Raw genomic sequence first — 14,532 nt, 5'->3', positions numbered from 1 at the left:
CACCGCGTTGATCATGAGGTTAGCGGCAGTAGTCGATCTCTACGCTGCCGTCAACCTCATGATCAACCCCGTGGGGGTGGGTGTGGGGGTGGGGGTGGGGGTGGGGTGGGGGGGTGGGTTGGGGTTAGGGGGTGGGGGAGTCGGGGCGTTTGGTGGTGGTGGCTGCCAGGTAGTCGCGGTTGAGGCGGCCGATGGTGGTCAGCGGGATGCCCTTCGGGCAGACGGCGGTGCACTCACCGGCGTTGGTGCAGCCGCCGAAGCCGGCCTCGTCGTGGGCGTCGACCATGCCGATGACCCGGGTGAAGCGCTCCGGCTGGCCCTGGGGCAGCAGGCCCAGCTGGGTGACCTTGGCGGCGGTGAACAGCATGCCGGAGCCGTTCGGGCAGGCCGCCACGCAGGCGCCGCAGCCGATGCAGGCGGCGGACTCGAAGGCGGCGTCCGCGTTGGCCTTCGCCACCGGCACCGAGTGGGCCTCCGGCGCGCTGCCGGTGGGCGCGGTGATGTACCCGCCGGCGGCGATGATCTTGTCGAAGGCGTTCCGGTTGACCACCAGGTCCTTGATGACCGGGAAGGCCCGGGCCCGCCACGGCTCGATGTCGATCGTGTCGCCGTCGGAAAACTGCCGCATGTGCAGCTGGCAGGCGGTGGTGCCGCGCTGCGGCCCGTGCGCGTTGCCGTTGATCATGAGGCCGCACATGCCGCAGATGCCCTCACGGCAGTCGTGGTCGAAGGCGACCGGCTCCTCTCCGGCGAGGATGAGTCGCTCGTTGAGCACGTCGAGCATCTCCAGGAACGACATGTCCGGGGAGACGTCCTCGACCTTGTAGGTCACCATCCGACCCTTGTCCTGGGGACCGGACTGGCGCCAGATGCGCAGGGTCAGGTTCACTTGTAGCTCCGCTGCGTGGGGTGGACGTATTCGAACTTCAGGTCTTCCTTGTGCAGCACCGAGGGCTCACCGGTGGCGGTGAACTCCCAGGCGGCGACGTAGGCGAAGTTGTCGTCGTCGCGCTGCGCCTCCCCGTCGGGGGTCTGGTGCTCGGCCCGGAAGTGGCCGCCGCAGGACTCCTCCCGGTGCAGGGCGTCGATGCACATCAGCTCGGCCAGCTCGAAGAAGTCGGCCACCCGGCCGGCCTTCTCCAGGGACTGGTTGAGCCCGTCGGCGTCACCGACGATCCGTACCCGCTGCCAGAACTGCTCGCGCAGGGCCCGGATCTCGTCGATGGCCTTGCGTAGCCCGGCCTCGGAGCGCTCCATGCCGCAGTGCTCCCACATGATCTGGCCGAGTTCCCGGTGGAAGGAGTCCACCGTGCGGTCGCCGTTGACGGCGAGCAGCCGCTGGAGGCGGTCCTCCACGTCGCGGCGGGCCTCGATCGCGGCCGGGTGGCTGCCGTCGATCTTCTCGAACGGCCCGGCGGCCAGGTAGTTGGCGATCGTGTTGGGCAGTACGAAGTACCCGTCGGCCAGCCCCTGCATCAGGGCGGAGGCGCCCAGCCGGTTGGCGCCGTGGTCGGAGAAGTTCGCCTCACCGATCACGAACAGGCCGGGGATGGTGGACTGCAGGTCGTAGTCGACCCAGAGGCCGCCCATCGTGTAGTGCACGGCCGGGTAGATCCGCATCGGAACCTCGTACGGGTCCTCGCCGGTGATCCGCTCGTACATCTCGAACAGGTTGCCGTACTTGGCCTCGATGGCCTTGCGGCCCAGCCGGTTGATGGCGTCGGCGAAGTCCAGGTAGACGCCGAGCTTGGTCGGGCCCACCCCCCGACCCTCGTCGCAGACGTTCTTCGCGGCCCGGGAGGCGATGTCCCGGGGCACCAGGTTGCCGAAGGAGGGGTAGATCCGCTCCAGGTAGTAGTCCCGCTCGTCCTCGGGGATGTCCCGGGGGGCGCGGTCGTCGCCCTTGGCCTTCGGCACCCAGACCCGGCCGTCGTTACGCAGCGACTCGCTCATCAGGGTCAGCTTCGACTGGTGGTCGCCGGAGACCGGGATGCAGGTCGGGTGGATCTGGGTGTAGCAGGGGTTGGCGAAGTAGGCGCCCTTGCGGTGGGCCCGCCAGGTCGCGGTGACGTTGCAGCCCTTGGCGTTGGTGGACAGGTAGAACACGTTGCCGTAGCCGCCGGAGGCGAGCACCACCGCGTCGGCGAACTCGCTGGTGATCTCACCGGTGACCAGGTCCCGGACCACGATGCCCCGAGCCTTGCCGTCGACGACGATCAGCTCCAGCATCTCGTGCCGGGAGTTCATCTCCACGTTGCCCAGGCCGATCTGCCGCTCCAGGGCCTGGTACGCCCCGAGCAGCAGCTGCTGGCCCGTCTGACCCCGGGCGTAGAAGGTGCGCTGCACCTGGGCGCCACCGAAGGAGCGGGTGTCCAGCAGGCCGCCGTACTCGCGGGCGAAGGGCACCCCCTGGGCGACGCACTGGTCGATGATGTTGACCGAGACCTCGGCCAGCCGGTGCACGTTCGACTCCCGGGAGCGGAAGTCGCCGCCCTTGACGGTGTCGTAGAACAGCCGGTGTACGGAGTCACCGTCGTTGCGGTAGTTCTTGGCGGCGTTGATGCCACCCTGGGCGGCGATGGAGTGCGCCCGCCGCGGGCTGTCCTGGTAGCAGTAGGACTTGACCTGGTAGCCCTGCTCGCCCAGCGTGGCGGCGGCGGCACCGCCGGCCAGGCCGGTGCCGACCACGATCACGGTCATCTTGCGCCGGTTGGCCGGGTTGACCAGCTTGGCCTCGAACCGACGGCGTTCCCAGCGGCTCTCGATCGGGCCGTCGGGAGCCCGGGTGTCGGCGACCGGGTCGCCTTCGATGTACAGATCCATGGTCAGGACACCAATCCGGTGAGTACGGCGAACGGGACCACGAGGTAGCCGACGACCAGCCCGACGGAGAGGACCAGCGCCACCACCCGGGCACGCTGCTCCCCGCGCGGGGTCTGCTGGCCCAGGCTGCGCAGCGCGCTGTAGACCCCGTGGCGCAGGTGGAAGCCGAGGGTGGTGACCGCCAGGGCGTAGAAGAGGGTGACGTACCAGCGCTCCGGCGCGAAGCCGGCGACGACGTTGGCGTACGGCCGGGTCGGGTCGCCGACCGGGTTCAGGGTGCCCGTGGTCAGGTCCAGCAGGTGGTAGATCACGAAGAAGAGGATGATCACCCCACCCCAGCGCATGGTGCGGGCGGCGTAGCTGCCCTGGACCTTCTTGCGGTGGGCGTAGCGGACCGGGCGGGCGGCGCGGGCCCGCATGGCGAGCACCGTGGCGGCCCAGATGTGCCCGACGGCCGCGACCACCAGGCCGATGCGCATGAACCAGAGGAACCAGACCCCCGGCAGCACCGGCTTGCCGACGTCACGCAGCCAGTGGGCGTAGCCGTTGAACGAGGAGTCGCCGGAGAAGACCTTCAGGTTGCCCAGCATGTGTGCGATGAGGAAGAACACCAGGAAGATGCCCGTCACCGCCATGACGGCCTTCAGGCCGACGTTGGAGCGGATGGGCGACCGAGTTCGCGTCGTGACTACCACGAGGCCGACGCTAGGAGCAGTTCAATCAGTCGTCCAATGCATCGACACCGCAGTCTTGATAGCCATAAGCTATCCAGGTGCAGCTCCATCAGCTCAAGTACTTCGTTGCGGTGGCCGAAGTACGACATTTCACCCAGGCGGCCGATGTCGTCGGCATCACCCAACCCTCGTTGAGTAAGCAAATTCACGCCCTGGAAGCCACCCTCGGCGCCCCCCTGTTCGAGCGGGTAAGGGGCAACATCACTCTCACCGCGGCCGGCGAGGTGCTGCTGCCCCTGGCCAAGCGGATCCTCGCCGACGTGGAGACCGCCACCCGGGAGGTGCAGGAGCTGGTCGGGCTGCGCCGGGGGCGGGTCCGCCTGGGGGCCACCCCCAGCCTGGCCACCTCGCTGGCCCCCCCGGTGCTGCGCCGCTTCCGTGACGTCCACCCCACGGTCGACCTGCGGGTCGAGGAGGGCGGATCGCAGGACCTCGTCCGGGAACTGCTCCGGGGGGCGCTGGACCTGGCACTGATCATCATGCCCGCCCAGGGCACCGATCCCGGGCTGCGCGCCGACCCGATCCTGACCGAGAGCCTGGTGGTCGCCTCGGTCGACCCCCTGCCGACCGCCTACCCCGGGGCCGACCTACGCATCACCGACCTGCGGGATCAGCCGCTGGTGATGTTCCGCGAGGGCTACGACCTGCGGGACGCCACCCTCCAGGCCTGTCGCAACGCCGGTTTCGAGCCGACCCTGTCGGTCGACGGCGGGGAGATGGACGCCGTACTCAGCTTCGTCGAGGCCGGGCTGGGGATCGCTCTGGTCCCCGGCATCGTGGTGGCCCGCCGCCCCGGCATCCGGGTCACCCGACTGGCCCCACCCGGGGTGCGCCGCACCATCGCGGTGGCCCGCCGCCGCGACGTGGTGCCCACCCACGCCGGGCGCGAACTGCGCCGCATCCTGCTCGACTACGTGCAGACCGCCACCACCGCCAGCGAACTCCCGCCCGGGGTCGAGCCGTTGACCTGACCTGTCCGGATCGAGCACGACGGAAGCAGCCCCGGGGATGAGAGCACGCATAGGCTCCCGGCATGGCAGCCTCCGGTCGCGCCGTCGTCATCGGAGCCAGTCTGGGCGGATTGCTCGCGGCCCGGGCGCTGGTGGACAGCTTCACCGAGGTGATCCTGCTGGACCGCGACGCCCCGCCGGCCGAACCGGTGCATCGCCGGGGGGTACCGCAGGGCCGGCACGTACACGTCCTGCTGGCCCGGGGTCGGCAGGCCCTGGAGTGTCTGCTGCCCGAACTCGGCGCCGAGTTGTACCGCCTCGGGGCCACCCCGGTCGACCTGCACGGGCAGGTGCACTGGTACAACGACGGCCACCGGATGCGGTCGGCCCGCTCCGACCTGACCGGCTTCGGCATGAGCCGCCCGCTGCTGGAACAGGCCGTCCGGCAACGGATCCTGGCCCTGCCCGGGGTACGCCTGGTGCCCGACTGCGAGGTGACCGGCCTGCTGGCCACCGCCGATGGCCGCCGGGTCACCGGGGTACGGCTGGCCCCCCGCGAGGGCCGGGCAGCGACCCTGACCGCCGATCTCGTGGTCGACGCCGGTGGCCGGGCCAGCCGCAGCCCGACCTGGCTGGCCGAACTCGGCTACCCGGCAGTCGAACAGGAACGTGTCGAGGTGGGGGTCACCTACGTCACCCGCCGGTACCGGCGCGAGGACGGCCAACTGGAGGACAAGCTCGGCGTACTGTCCAACGCGATACCGGGGCGGGCCCGCTACGGGGTGGTCGCACCCCAGGAGGGCGGGCGGTTCGCGGTCACCATGGCCGGCATCCTGGGCGAGGCGCCGCCGGTCGACGAGCCCGGATTCATCCGGTACGCCACCTCGCTGGCCGCCCCGCAGGTCGGGGAACTGGTCCGGCAGGCCCAGCCGCTGGACGAGCCGGTGCTGATGCGCTTCCCGGCCAGCGTCCGACGCCGGTACGAACGACTGTCCCGGTTCCCGGACGGCCTGCTGATCTTCGCCGATGCCCTGTGCAGCCTGAACCCGGTCTACGGGCAGGGCATCACGGTCGCCGCCGTACAGGCCCTGCTGCTGCGGAGCCTGCTGGCCCGGGGCCGCCACCGGCTGGCCCGGCGGTTCTTCCGGCGGGCGGCCCGGGTGATCGACGGGCCCTGGTCCATCGCGGTCGGCACCGACCTGCGCTTCCCGGGAGTCACCGGGCGGCGTACCTGGAAGGTCCGGTTCGTCAACGCCTACCTGGCCCGGCTGCATGTCGCGGCCGCGCGCGACGCGGTGCTCGGCGCCGCCTTCCTGCGGGTGGTCAACCTGATCGACCCGCCGGCCCGGCTGCTGGGCCCGGACGTGATGCTCCGGGTACTCCTCGGCAGACGTCAGCGCCCCTCTGCCTCGTCCATGGCCCGGTAGATGCGCTGCTCCGAGATCGGGTACGGGGTGCCCAGGGCCTGCGCGAAGACGCTGACCCGCAGCTCCTCGATCATCCAGCGGATCTGCCGCACCGCCACGGAACCGCGTCGGGCCGGCGGGAGGGCGGCGAGCATCTCGTCGTACTCCCGCTGCACCACCGCGATCCGGTCCTGCAACTGCTTGTCCCGGGGCGGATTGCCGGGCAGCCGGTCCAGCCGCCGCTCGATGGCGGTCAGGTAGCGCAGCAGATCGGACAGTCGGGCGTAGCCGACCTCGGTGATGAAACCGGCGTGCACCAGCCCGGTGAGCTGGTTGCGGATGTCGGCCAGGGCGGCCACCACGGCCAGGTTCCTCGTCGCGCCGAGCCGCTGCTGCACCGCGTACGCGGCGGCCAGCACCGCCCGGACCCGCTCCATCACCTCCGTCACGGTGTCCACCAGACCGGCGCGGACCTTGTCCCGCAGGGCGGCGAAGCCCTCCGGGTCCCAGACCGGCCCGCCGGCATCGCCGATCAGCTTGTCGATCGCCGCGCCGGTGGCGTCCTCGATCAACGCCTGCACCCCGCCGTGCGGATTGCGGGACAGGGCCAGCTTCGCCTCGTTGGAGAGCCGTCCGGCCAGGAACTTCGCCGGGGAGGGCACGGTCAGCCGCAGCAGTCGCCGGGTACCGGCCCAGTGCGCGGCCTCCTGCTCGGCCGGGGAGTCGAAGACCCGCACCCCGACCGTGGTCCCCTCGTCCACCAGCGCCGGGTACGCGGTCACCGCGTACCCCGCCCGGACCTGCTCGATGGTGCGGGGCAGGGTGCCGATCTCCCAGCCGGTCAGCCCGGTGCGGGCCACCTCCGGCGCGGCGGCCGCCACCACCTGGCGTACCTCCGCCTTGAGTCGGCGTTGCAGGGCCGGCAGGTCCTTGCCCTCGGCTACCGGTTTGTCGTCCTCGCCGAGCACCCGGAAGGTGACCCGCAGGTGGTTCGGCAGCTTGCTCGGATCCCAGGCCTCGCGGGGCACGGTCACCCCGGTCATCCGGCGCAGCTGCCGGGTCAACGCCTCCAGCAGGGGTTCCTCGCCGGGGGTGATCGCGGCCAGCACGGCGCGGGCGTAGTCCGGCACCGGTACGAAGTTGCGCCGCACCGGCTTGGGCAGGGAGCGGATCAACGCGATGACCAGTTCCTCCCGCAGGCCGGGCACCTGCCAGTCGAAGCTCTCCGCCGGTACCTGGTTGAGCAGCGGCAACGGGATGTCGACGGTCACCCCGTCGACCGGGGAGCCGGGCTCGAAGGTGTACGTCAACGGCAACTCGACACCCTCGGTGCGCCACTGGTCGGGGAAGTCCGCCTCGTCCACCCCGCCCCGACCGGCGTTGACCAGCAGCTCACGGGTGAAGGTGAGCAGGTCGGGCTGCTCCCGGCGGGTCTTCTTCCACCAGGTGTCGAAGTGCCGCCCGGAGACCACCTCGGCGGGAATCCGCTCCTCGTAGAACTGGAAGATGGTCTCGTCGTCGACCAGGATGTCCCGCCGCCGGGCCCGACTCTCCAGCTCCTCCAGCTCGGTGCGCAGCCGCTCGTTGTCCCGCCAGAACTGGTGGTGGGTGGACCAGTCGCCCTCCACCAGCGCGTGCCGGATGAACAACTCCCGGCTCAGCACCGGATCGATCCGACCGAAGTTGACCTTGCGGGAGGTGACCAGGGGCACCCCGTAGAGGGTCACCTTCTCGTACGCCATCACGGCCGCCTGCTTCTTCTCCCAGTGCGGCTCGCTGTAGCTGCGTTTGACCAGGTGCTGGGCCAGCGGTTCGACCCACTCGGGTTCGATCCGGCCGTTCACCCGACCCCACAGCCGGGAGGTCTCCACCAACTCGGCGGCCATCACCCAACGCGGCGGCTTCTTGAACAACGCCGAGCCGGGGAACAGCCCGAACTTCGCCCCCCGGGCCCCCAGGTACTCGTTCTTCTGGGCGTCCTTGAGGCCGACATGGGACAGCAGGCCGGGCAGCAGGGACTGGTGCACCTTAGGGGTGTCGATCTCCTCCGGCAGGTCCGCACCGGCCTGGCGTCGCCCGCCGCCGCGCGGGGCCTCCTCGTCGGCGCCTCGCCGTCCGCGTCCCCGACCCTCCTGCTCGGCGGTACGCAACACCTGGCGCAACTGGCTGACGATGTCCTGCCACTCGCGTACCCGCAGGTAGTTGAGGTACTCGGCCTTGCACATCCGACGGAAGGCGCTGGAGGACAGCTCCTTCTGCTGCTCGCGCAGATACCGCCACAGGTTAAGAAACGCCACGAAGTCCGACTCTTTGTCGGTGAACCGGGCGTGCGCCTGGTCGGCCTGGGCCTGCTTGTCGGCCGGCCGCTCACGCGGATCCTGGATCGACAACGCCGCGGCGATCACCATCACCTCGGTGGCGCAGCCGTTGCGCTCCCCTTCGAGCACCATCCGGGCCAGCCGGGGGTCCACCGGAAGCTGGGCCAACCGCCGCCCGAGCGCGGTGAGTCGCCGGTCCGGGTCGGTCTCGGCCGGGTCCAGGGCACCCAACTCGTGCAGCAGGTTGACCCCGTCGGCGATGTTGCGTCGATCCGGAGGGTCGATGAACGGGAAGGCGGCGATGTCGCCCAGGCCGATCGCGGTCATCTGGAGGATGACCGAGGCCAGGTTGGTACGCAGGATCTCCGGGTCGGTGAACTCGGGCCGCGACTGGAAGTCCTGCTCGTCGTAGAGCCGGATGCAGATACCGTCCGAGGTACGCCCACAGCGGCCCTTGCGCTGGTTGGCACTGGCCTGCGACACCGGCTCGATCGGCAGCCGCTGCACCTTCAGGCGCTGCGAGTAGCGGGAGATCCGGGCGGTACCCGGATCGACCACGTACTTGATGCCGGGCACGGTCAGCGAGGTCTCCGCGACATTCGTCGCCAACACCACCCGCCGCCCGCTGTGCGGGGCGAAGACCCGGTGCTGCTCGGCGACGCTCAGCCGGGCGTACAACGGCAGGATCTCGGTGCCGAGCAGCGACCGCTTGTTCTGCACCAGCTTGCCCAGCGCGTCCGCGGTGTCCCGGATCTCCCGCTCCCCGCTGAGGAAGACCAGGATGTCGCCGGGCCCCTCGGCGGCCAGCTCCTCGACCGCGTCGCCGATGGCCTGGATCTGGTCGCGGACGTTCTCCTCGTCCGCCTCCTCCTCGTCGGCCTCCGCCACCTCGATCAGCGGCCGGTAACGCACCTCGACCGGGTAGGTCCGCCCGGACACCTCGACCACCGGCGCCGGTACGCCCTCGGGATGCTCCTCGGTCGGCGGTCCGGCGAAGTGCCGGGCGAACCGGTCGGTCTCGATCGTCGCCGAGGTGATGATCACCTTGAGGTCGGGTCGGCGGGGGAGCAGCTGCCTGAGATAGCCCAGAATGAAGTCGATGTTGAGGCTGCGCTCATGCGCCTCGTCGATGATCAGGGTGTCGTACTGGCGCAGCATCCGGTCGGTCTGCAACTCGGCCAGCAGAATGCCGTCGGTCATCAGCTTGACCAGGCTCTGCTCACTGACCTGGTCGGTGAAGCGCACCTTGTAGCCGACCACGTCGCCCAGCTCGGTGCCCAACTCCTCGGCGATCCGGTCGGCCACCGTACGCGCGGCCAGCCGACGAGGCTGGGTGTGCCCGATCAGCCCGCTGATCCCACGCCCCAGCTCCAGGCAGATCTTCGGCAACTGGGTGGTCTTGCCCGACCCGGTCTCACCGGCCACGATCACCACCTGGTGATCCCGGATGGCGGCGGCGATATCGTCCTTACGCTCGCTGACCGGCAGCGCCGCCGGATAGGTGATCTTCGGCAGCGCGGCCCGGCGCCGTTCCAGCCGCCCTTCCGCCGCCGCCACCTCGGCCGCGATCTCGGCCAGCGTCGACTCCCGCCGCTGCGGGTCGTGCAGCCTGCGCACCCCGTCCAGCCGTCGGCGCAGCTGGCGCTGGTCGCGGAACATCAACGGGGGAAGGCGACGCTGCAACGCGCGGATCGGGTCGGTCGCGGCAGGTGAGACTGGATTCTGCATGTCGTGCCCAAGGATATGCAGCCCGCCGCCGCCCCCGCCTCCTGGTTATCCCCACCACCCCGCCCACCGCCCCCGACCCCCTCACCGCACCCGCCAGCCAAGGCCCGGACAACGCGCGGCGCCTGCCGCGCCGACCTGCGCCGTGCGGCGCCGGGCGCTGGCTGTCGGGGGCTGGCACGGTGCCCGCCTGAGCCGTGCCGGCATTCGGGCTGCCGGGCGGTGCAGGATGGTGCGGTGCCGGGCGTTGCGAGTCGGGCGTTGCCGGGGCGGTGGAGCGCCAGGTCCAGGGCCGGCCGTGTCAGGTCTCCCCGGCGCCCTTTGCTCTGCTTCAACCGGCGCAATGGTGCTGGTCCGCAACCTGTGCGTGGGGTGAAGCAGAGCAAAGGGGGCGGTGACAATGCAGCCGGACGGCGGCGGTCTATCGTGGGGCGTCGAACTGGGAGCGGAACGCGGGGACGCCGATGACGATGCGTGACACCGATCGGGCGTTGGTGCAGGCGGCCAGCGCGGTGGCGAAGCTGCGCTGCCGTAGTGCTGCCCACACTCTCGCCACCGCGGCCCGTACCGCCGATGGTCGGGTCGTCTCCGCCGTGAATGTGGTGCACCCCACGGCAGGAGCATGCCCCGAGGTGGTCGCGCTCGGCACCGCCGTCACCCAGGGTGTGGGCGAACTGGAGACGATGGTCACGGTCGGGGACCGCGGCCGGTCCCTGGTCGCCCCCTGCGACGCCTGCCGCCGACTCCTGGGCGACCTGCTCCCGTCGCTGCGCGTGATCATCGGCCCCCTCGACGACCCCCGAGTCCTACCGATCACCGACCTCCCCCCAACCACCCCCCACTGACTCCCGTCACCGGGGCGCCCGGGCAGGCTCGGGGTGCAATTTCGGGGAAGTTGTCGCCTCGGCGCGGCCGGAGGAAGCATCTTCCCCGAAACTGCACGAGGCTCGCGGGCAGCGGGCTCGGGGGTCAGCGGGTGCGGGTGCGGATCGCTTGGCGGAGTTCGGCCAGGAAGCCGTCGAAGTCTTCCCGGAGGCGTTGCGCTGTCACGTGCAACACGATCCAGTCCTCGCCGAGCAGGCGGTTGAGGCGACGTCGGTCGCGGTGGAACTGCGCCGGGTCGTCATGCCAGAGGCCGTCGTACTCGACCGCGATCCGCAGGTGCGGCCAGGCCAGGTCGACCCGGGCGATGAAACGACCGTCCCGTTGCACCACGAACTGGGTGACCGGCCGGGGGAGACCGGCCAGCACGATCCGTACCCGTAGCCGTGACTCCGGTGCCGACTCCGCGCCGGGATCGGCCAGCTCTGCCACCCGCAGCATGCGTTTCCAGCCCCGGGCACCGCGACGATCGTGTGCCAGGTCCAGCAACTGTTCGATGCGTACCAGCCGACGGCCGAGCAGCCGGTCCACCACGACCACGGCCTCTGCCTGGTCGAGCCATTGGGCCAGATCCCAGCAGGTCCGCAGCGGTGTGGTGACCGGCATCCCGTCGTGCGACAGCACCTCGAACCCGTCGACCTCGGCGGTGTGCACGGCCAGACCGGCTACCGGCCCGAAGCGTTGCCCGGCGGGCACCAGCACGTCGAGGGGGTCGGCGTCGGCGATGAACCCGGCGCCGAACAGCGCTGCGGCGCTCCGTCCGGCGATCGCCGCACCGGGTGGGAGCAGCCACCGCGCGGCAGCCTGACATCGGGTGCGGTGCGAGACCGTGAGCTGGGCATCGGCGTACACGTCTCGGAAGATCGGCCGCCATGCCTTGCTGCGTAGCTGACCCCGGGTCAACAGCCCTCGGGCCACGGCACGGGAACCTCGGAAGACGCGCCCGCGTAGCTGCGGTGGGCGCCGAGCAGAAGTAGCCACGCCAGCCACCATGACCCACCGCCCTGCCCGCCCGACACCCCTGTGGATAACCCTGCTCCCACCGGCAGGCAGCGGGTATGCAACTTCGGGGAAGATGCTGCCTCTGGGCGCACGGAGGCGACATCTTCCCCGAAGTTGCTCGTACGCAACGTGCGGGTGGGGCGGGGGTCAGGCGGCGGCGGACCAGATGGCGCGGAAGGCGGCGGCTTCGCCGGCCAGCCAGCGTTCGATCTCCTCGGACCGGACGCTCTCGGGCATCCGGTGGGTTACGCCCCGGCGTACGTCTACCAGGATCGGCTCGGCGTGCGGCAGGACGGCATCCATGTGCCGGGCCATCAGGTGCAGGGTGGCCAGTGCGGCCTCCTCGCTGGGTGGGGTCTCGTCGAAGTGCAGGCGGACCGCCTCGGCGCGGCCGTCGGAATGGCGTACGCCGAAGTGGGGGTTGATCTTGACGGGGAGGTCACCGAGCAGGGCCAGGGCGTCGCGGGTCTGGGCGAGGTCCACAGTGCGCGGCTCGCCCAGGGAGTGCAGCCAGGTCGTGGCGCCCGGCACCAGTGCCTGGTAGAGGGGGCGCCACCGGGGCTTGACCAGGTCCACCACCTGCGCCAGGTGGGTCCCTCCAGTGTGGAAGGCGATGTCGGTCTTGAGGGCCTTGACGAACTGGCCGTGCGGGTTGAAGCCGGAGCGGCTGGCCCGCTGGCGGCGCAGGCCGCCGACGAAGGTGGCTTTCGTCGGCCCGGTGCGGTCGACGTACCGGGTGAAACCGAGGAGGGTGGCGTACGGCGTGAGGGGGGCGGAGATGGGCGCGGTCACGAGCATCCTCCCAGGTCAGGAACTCGATTAGTACATACATTCTAATCGACGGGTCTGACATCGCCCAGGGGAGAAAACGGGCCGACGGGTGCGGTGCGAGCCCTGGCGGGGGACAACGCGCGGCTCGGAGATCGTCTAAAGTCCGGGCTTCCCCCAAACTCTCTTCCGGAGCAGACACATGACATCCCGCATGGCCCGTTGGCCACGCCTTGCCGTCGGCACGGCGGTGCTGGCGACGGCGGCCCTCCTCGGCTCCGCCCCGGTGGCGTACGCCGCGGACGCACGTCCCGACCTGTTCGTATCGTTCACCCGAGAGCCGGTCGCGGAGGTCGACAACAGCGGCACCACCGTCGGCATGTACGTCTACAACTACGGCGAGGCGGACGCGAGCGCGGTGACCGTCACCCTCGACCTGAGCAAGCTCTCCGCCGGAGTCGTCGCGACCGTGCCGGAGTGGGTCGACGAGTGCAAGCTCGCCGGCAAGAAGATCACCTGCGCCGTCGGGGTGCTCGTCGCCGGGCAGGTCGACACCCTCTACCCGGTGTCGTTGGCCAGCGAGAAGGGTGCCAAGCCCGGCGATGCCGGCTCGATCTCGGTGACCATCGCCGGTGCGGAGGAGGACGCGAACCCGGACGACAACACCACGACCTTCCCGGTCTCGGTGGTCGCCTCCGGGCCCGATCTGGTGGCCGCAGCCGCAGACCTGAACGACAAGTCCGACCGGGTCGGCGGCGGTGACACCGTGCCCCTCTACAGTGGCGTGTTCAACGAGGGCGACACCACCGCCGAGGGCTTCAGCTTCAGCGTCAGTCTCGCCACCGGCGCCACCTTCGTCGAGCGCTACAGCGACTGCACGTACGCCGACTACTACCCCGACGCCACCGGGGCTCCGTACGTGTACGGGCCGAGTGAGGTCACCTGCGTACTGCCCTTGCCCCTGGAGCCGGGTGAGGGACTGCTGCTGTTCGACGACGAGAGCGGCGAGTCGCTGTTCAACATCACCTTCGGTCGCAACCTGTCCGGGCCGGGGGAGCACAGTGGAGTCGTCAGCGTCGCCCTGGCGGGGCAGTCGCGGGCCGCGCAGAAGGTCACCGGCAGCAAGGGCAAGGGTTCCTCCCTCGCCGCTGCCGCCAAGGCCCTGCAGGTCAAGGCTGCGGACGCCAAGGCCTCCCGGCGGTCCGCCGCCGAGCGGGAGCTCGACGAGTCGAACAACTACGCGGACTTCCGGTTCTGGAGCAAGAAGAACACCCTGGACGTGGCTGTCACCGCCCCGGCGATCAAGGGCGCCGTGGGTGAGACCGTCGACCTGACCTACGAGGTCGTCAACCACGGTCCCTCCGACGGCGGGGGCCCGGGGGTGCTCATCACCGCGCCCAGCGGCACGGTGCTGCTGCCCGCCGAGTGGTGCTACACCGACGGCGAGCCGGGCCGGACCCTGCCCGAGTCGAAGAAGCTGCGCTGCAACTTCGAGAGCGAGTTCCCGAGCACCGCCTCCGGCTTCGGTCGGATCAAGGCGACCGTCAAGATCAAGATCAAGTCCGAGCCCGGTACGGACGGCACGATCGTGGCCGACGGCGCCATGTACTCCAGCGAGTCCAAGCCGGAGAACAACACCGCCCGCATCGTCATCAACACCGGTGACGGTGACGGCGGTACCGGCGGCGGCCTGCCGGTGACCGGCACCTCGGCCACCCTGCTCGCCGGTGTCGGTGCCGCCGTGCTGGCGGTCGGCGCCGTACTCCTGGTGATGTTCCGTCGTCGTCGCGTGGCGTTCCAGGCCCCGCGCGACTGACCGACGGTGTCGGTGCCGCAGGGGTGAGCGGACCGCTCAGGTCCTACCCCTGCGGCGCCGGACGCCGACGGCCCGTGCCGGACGCCGACGGCCCGTGCTGGCCGCCGG

Annotated in this window: 10 protein-coding genes; 4 read left to right on the top strand and 6 right to left on the bottom strand. The window is 70.6% G+C overall.

Translation table 11 applies throughout. The annotated features are described in order from the left end of the window. Positions 1-124: 124 nt before the first annotated feature. Genes OIE53_RS13245 through OIE53_RS13235 form a run of 3 tightly spaced genes read right to left on the bottom strand, consistent with a single transcriptional unit; the run spans position 125 to position 3,518 of the window. Complete coding sequence (locus tag OIE53_RS13245) at positions 125-889, bottom strand: succinate dehydrogenase/fumarate reductase iron-sulfur subunit (protein ID WP_327026902.1); 765 nt, start codon at positions 887-889, stop codon at positions 125-127. Next, positions 886-2,823 (bottom strand): fumarate reductase/succinate dehydrogenase flavoprotein subunit, encoded by a 1,938-nt coding sequence (locus tag OIE53_RS13240; protein WP_327026901.1) that lies wholly within the window; start codon positions 2,821-2,823, stop codon positions 886-888. Before OIE53_RS13240 ends, OIE53_RS13245 begins: the two co-directional genes overlap by 4 nt. 2 nt (positions 2,824-2,825) lie before the next feature. Continuing rightward, on the bottom strand, positions 2,826-3,518 hold the full coding sequence (locus tag OIE53_RS13235) for a succinate dehydrogenase cytochrome b subunit (protein ID WP_327026900.1): 693 nt from the start codon (positions 3,516-3,518) through the stop codon (positions 2,826-2,828). Positions 3,519-3,589: 71 nt separating this feature from the next. On the opposite strand from OIE53_RS13235, the gene OIE53_RS13230 reads away from it, so the two are divergent. Together OIE53_RS13230 and OIE53_RS13225 are read left to right on the top strand one after the other, a co-directional pair. Further along, positions 3,590-4,528 (top strand): LysR family transcriptional regulator, encoded by a 939-nt coding sequence (locus OIE53_RS13230; RefSeq protein ID WP_327027180.1) that lies wholly within the window; start codon positions 3,590-3,592, stop codon positions 4,526-4,528. Between the two features lie 62 nt (positions 4,529-4,590). After that, the gene (locus OIE53_RS13225; protein WP_327026899.1) at positions 4,591-5,934 is read left to right on the top strand and encodes an FAD-dependent oxidoreductase; all 1,344 of its coding nucleotides are present in this window, start codon (positions 4,591-4,593) and stop codon (positions 5,932-5,934) included. Here the strand turns inward: OIE53_RS13225 and hrpA are convergent. Then, complete coding sequence (gene hrpA, locus OIE53_RS13220) at positions 5,901-9,959, bottom strand: ATP-dependent RNA helicase HrpA (protein ID WP_327026898.1); 4,059 nt, start codon at positions 9,957-9,959, stop codon at positions 5,901-5,903. The two genes, OIE53_RS13225 and hrpA, sit on opposite strands and share 34 nt — an antisense overlap. A 467-nt stretch (positions 9,960-10,426) precedes the next feature. Here hrpA and OIE53_RS13215 point away from each other — a divergent pair, with 467 nt between their 5' ends. After that, complete coding sequence (locus OIE53_RS13215) at positions 10,427-10,801, top strand: cytidine deaminase (RefSeq protein ID WP_327026897.1); 375 nt, start codon at positions 10,427-10,429, stop codon at positions 10,799-10,801. 124 nt (positions 10,802-10,925) lie between these two features. Here the strand turns inward: OIE53_RS13215 and OIE53_RS13210 are convergent, their stop codons facing one another. After that, the gene (locus tag OIE53_RS13210) at positions 10,926-11,819 is read right to left on the bottom strand and encodes a hypothetical protein (protein WP_327026896.1); all 894 of its coding nucleotides are present in this window, start codon (positions 11,817-11,819) and stop codon (positions 10,926-10,928) included. 168 nt (positions 11,820-11,987) lie between these two features. Continuing rightward, the gene (locus OIE53_RS13205; RefSeq protein ID WP_327026895.1) at positions 11,988-12,632 is read right to left on the bottom strand and encodes a hypothetical protein; all 645 of its coding nucleotides are present in this window, start codon (positions 12,630-12,632) and stop codon (positions 11,988-11,990) included. A 178-nt stretch (positions 12,633-12,810) separates the two neighbouring features. On the opposite strand from OIE53_RS13205, the gene OIE53_RS13200 reads away from it, so the two are divergent. Beyond that, positions 12,811-14,424, top strand: coding sequence for an LPXTG cell wall anchor domain-containing protein (locus OIE53_RS13200; protein WP_327026894.1), 1,614 nt, complete (start codon positions 12,811-12,813; stop codon positions 14,422-14,424). Positions 14,425-14,532 lie beyond the last annotated feature (108 nt).

Origin of the sequence: Micromonospora sp. NBC_01739 (genome assembly GCF_035920385.1) — a bacterium.
Taxonomy (GTDB): domain Bacteria; phylum Actinomycetota; class Actinomycetes; order Mycobacteriales; family Micromonosporaceae; genus Micromonospora.
Note: the sequence above shows the minus strand (reverse complement) of the source record. Positions and strands in the feature narration are given on the sequence as shown.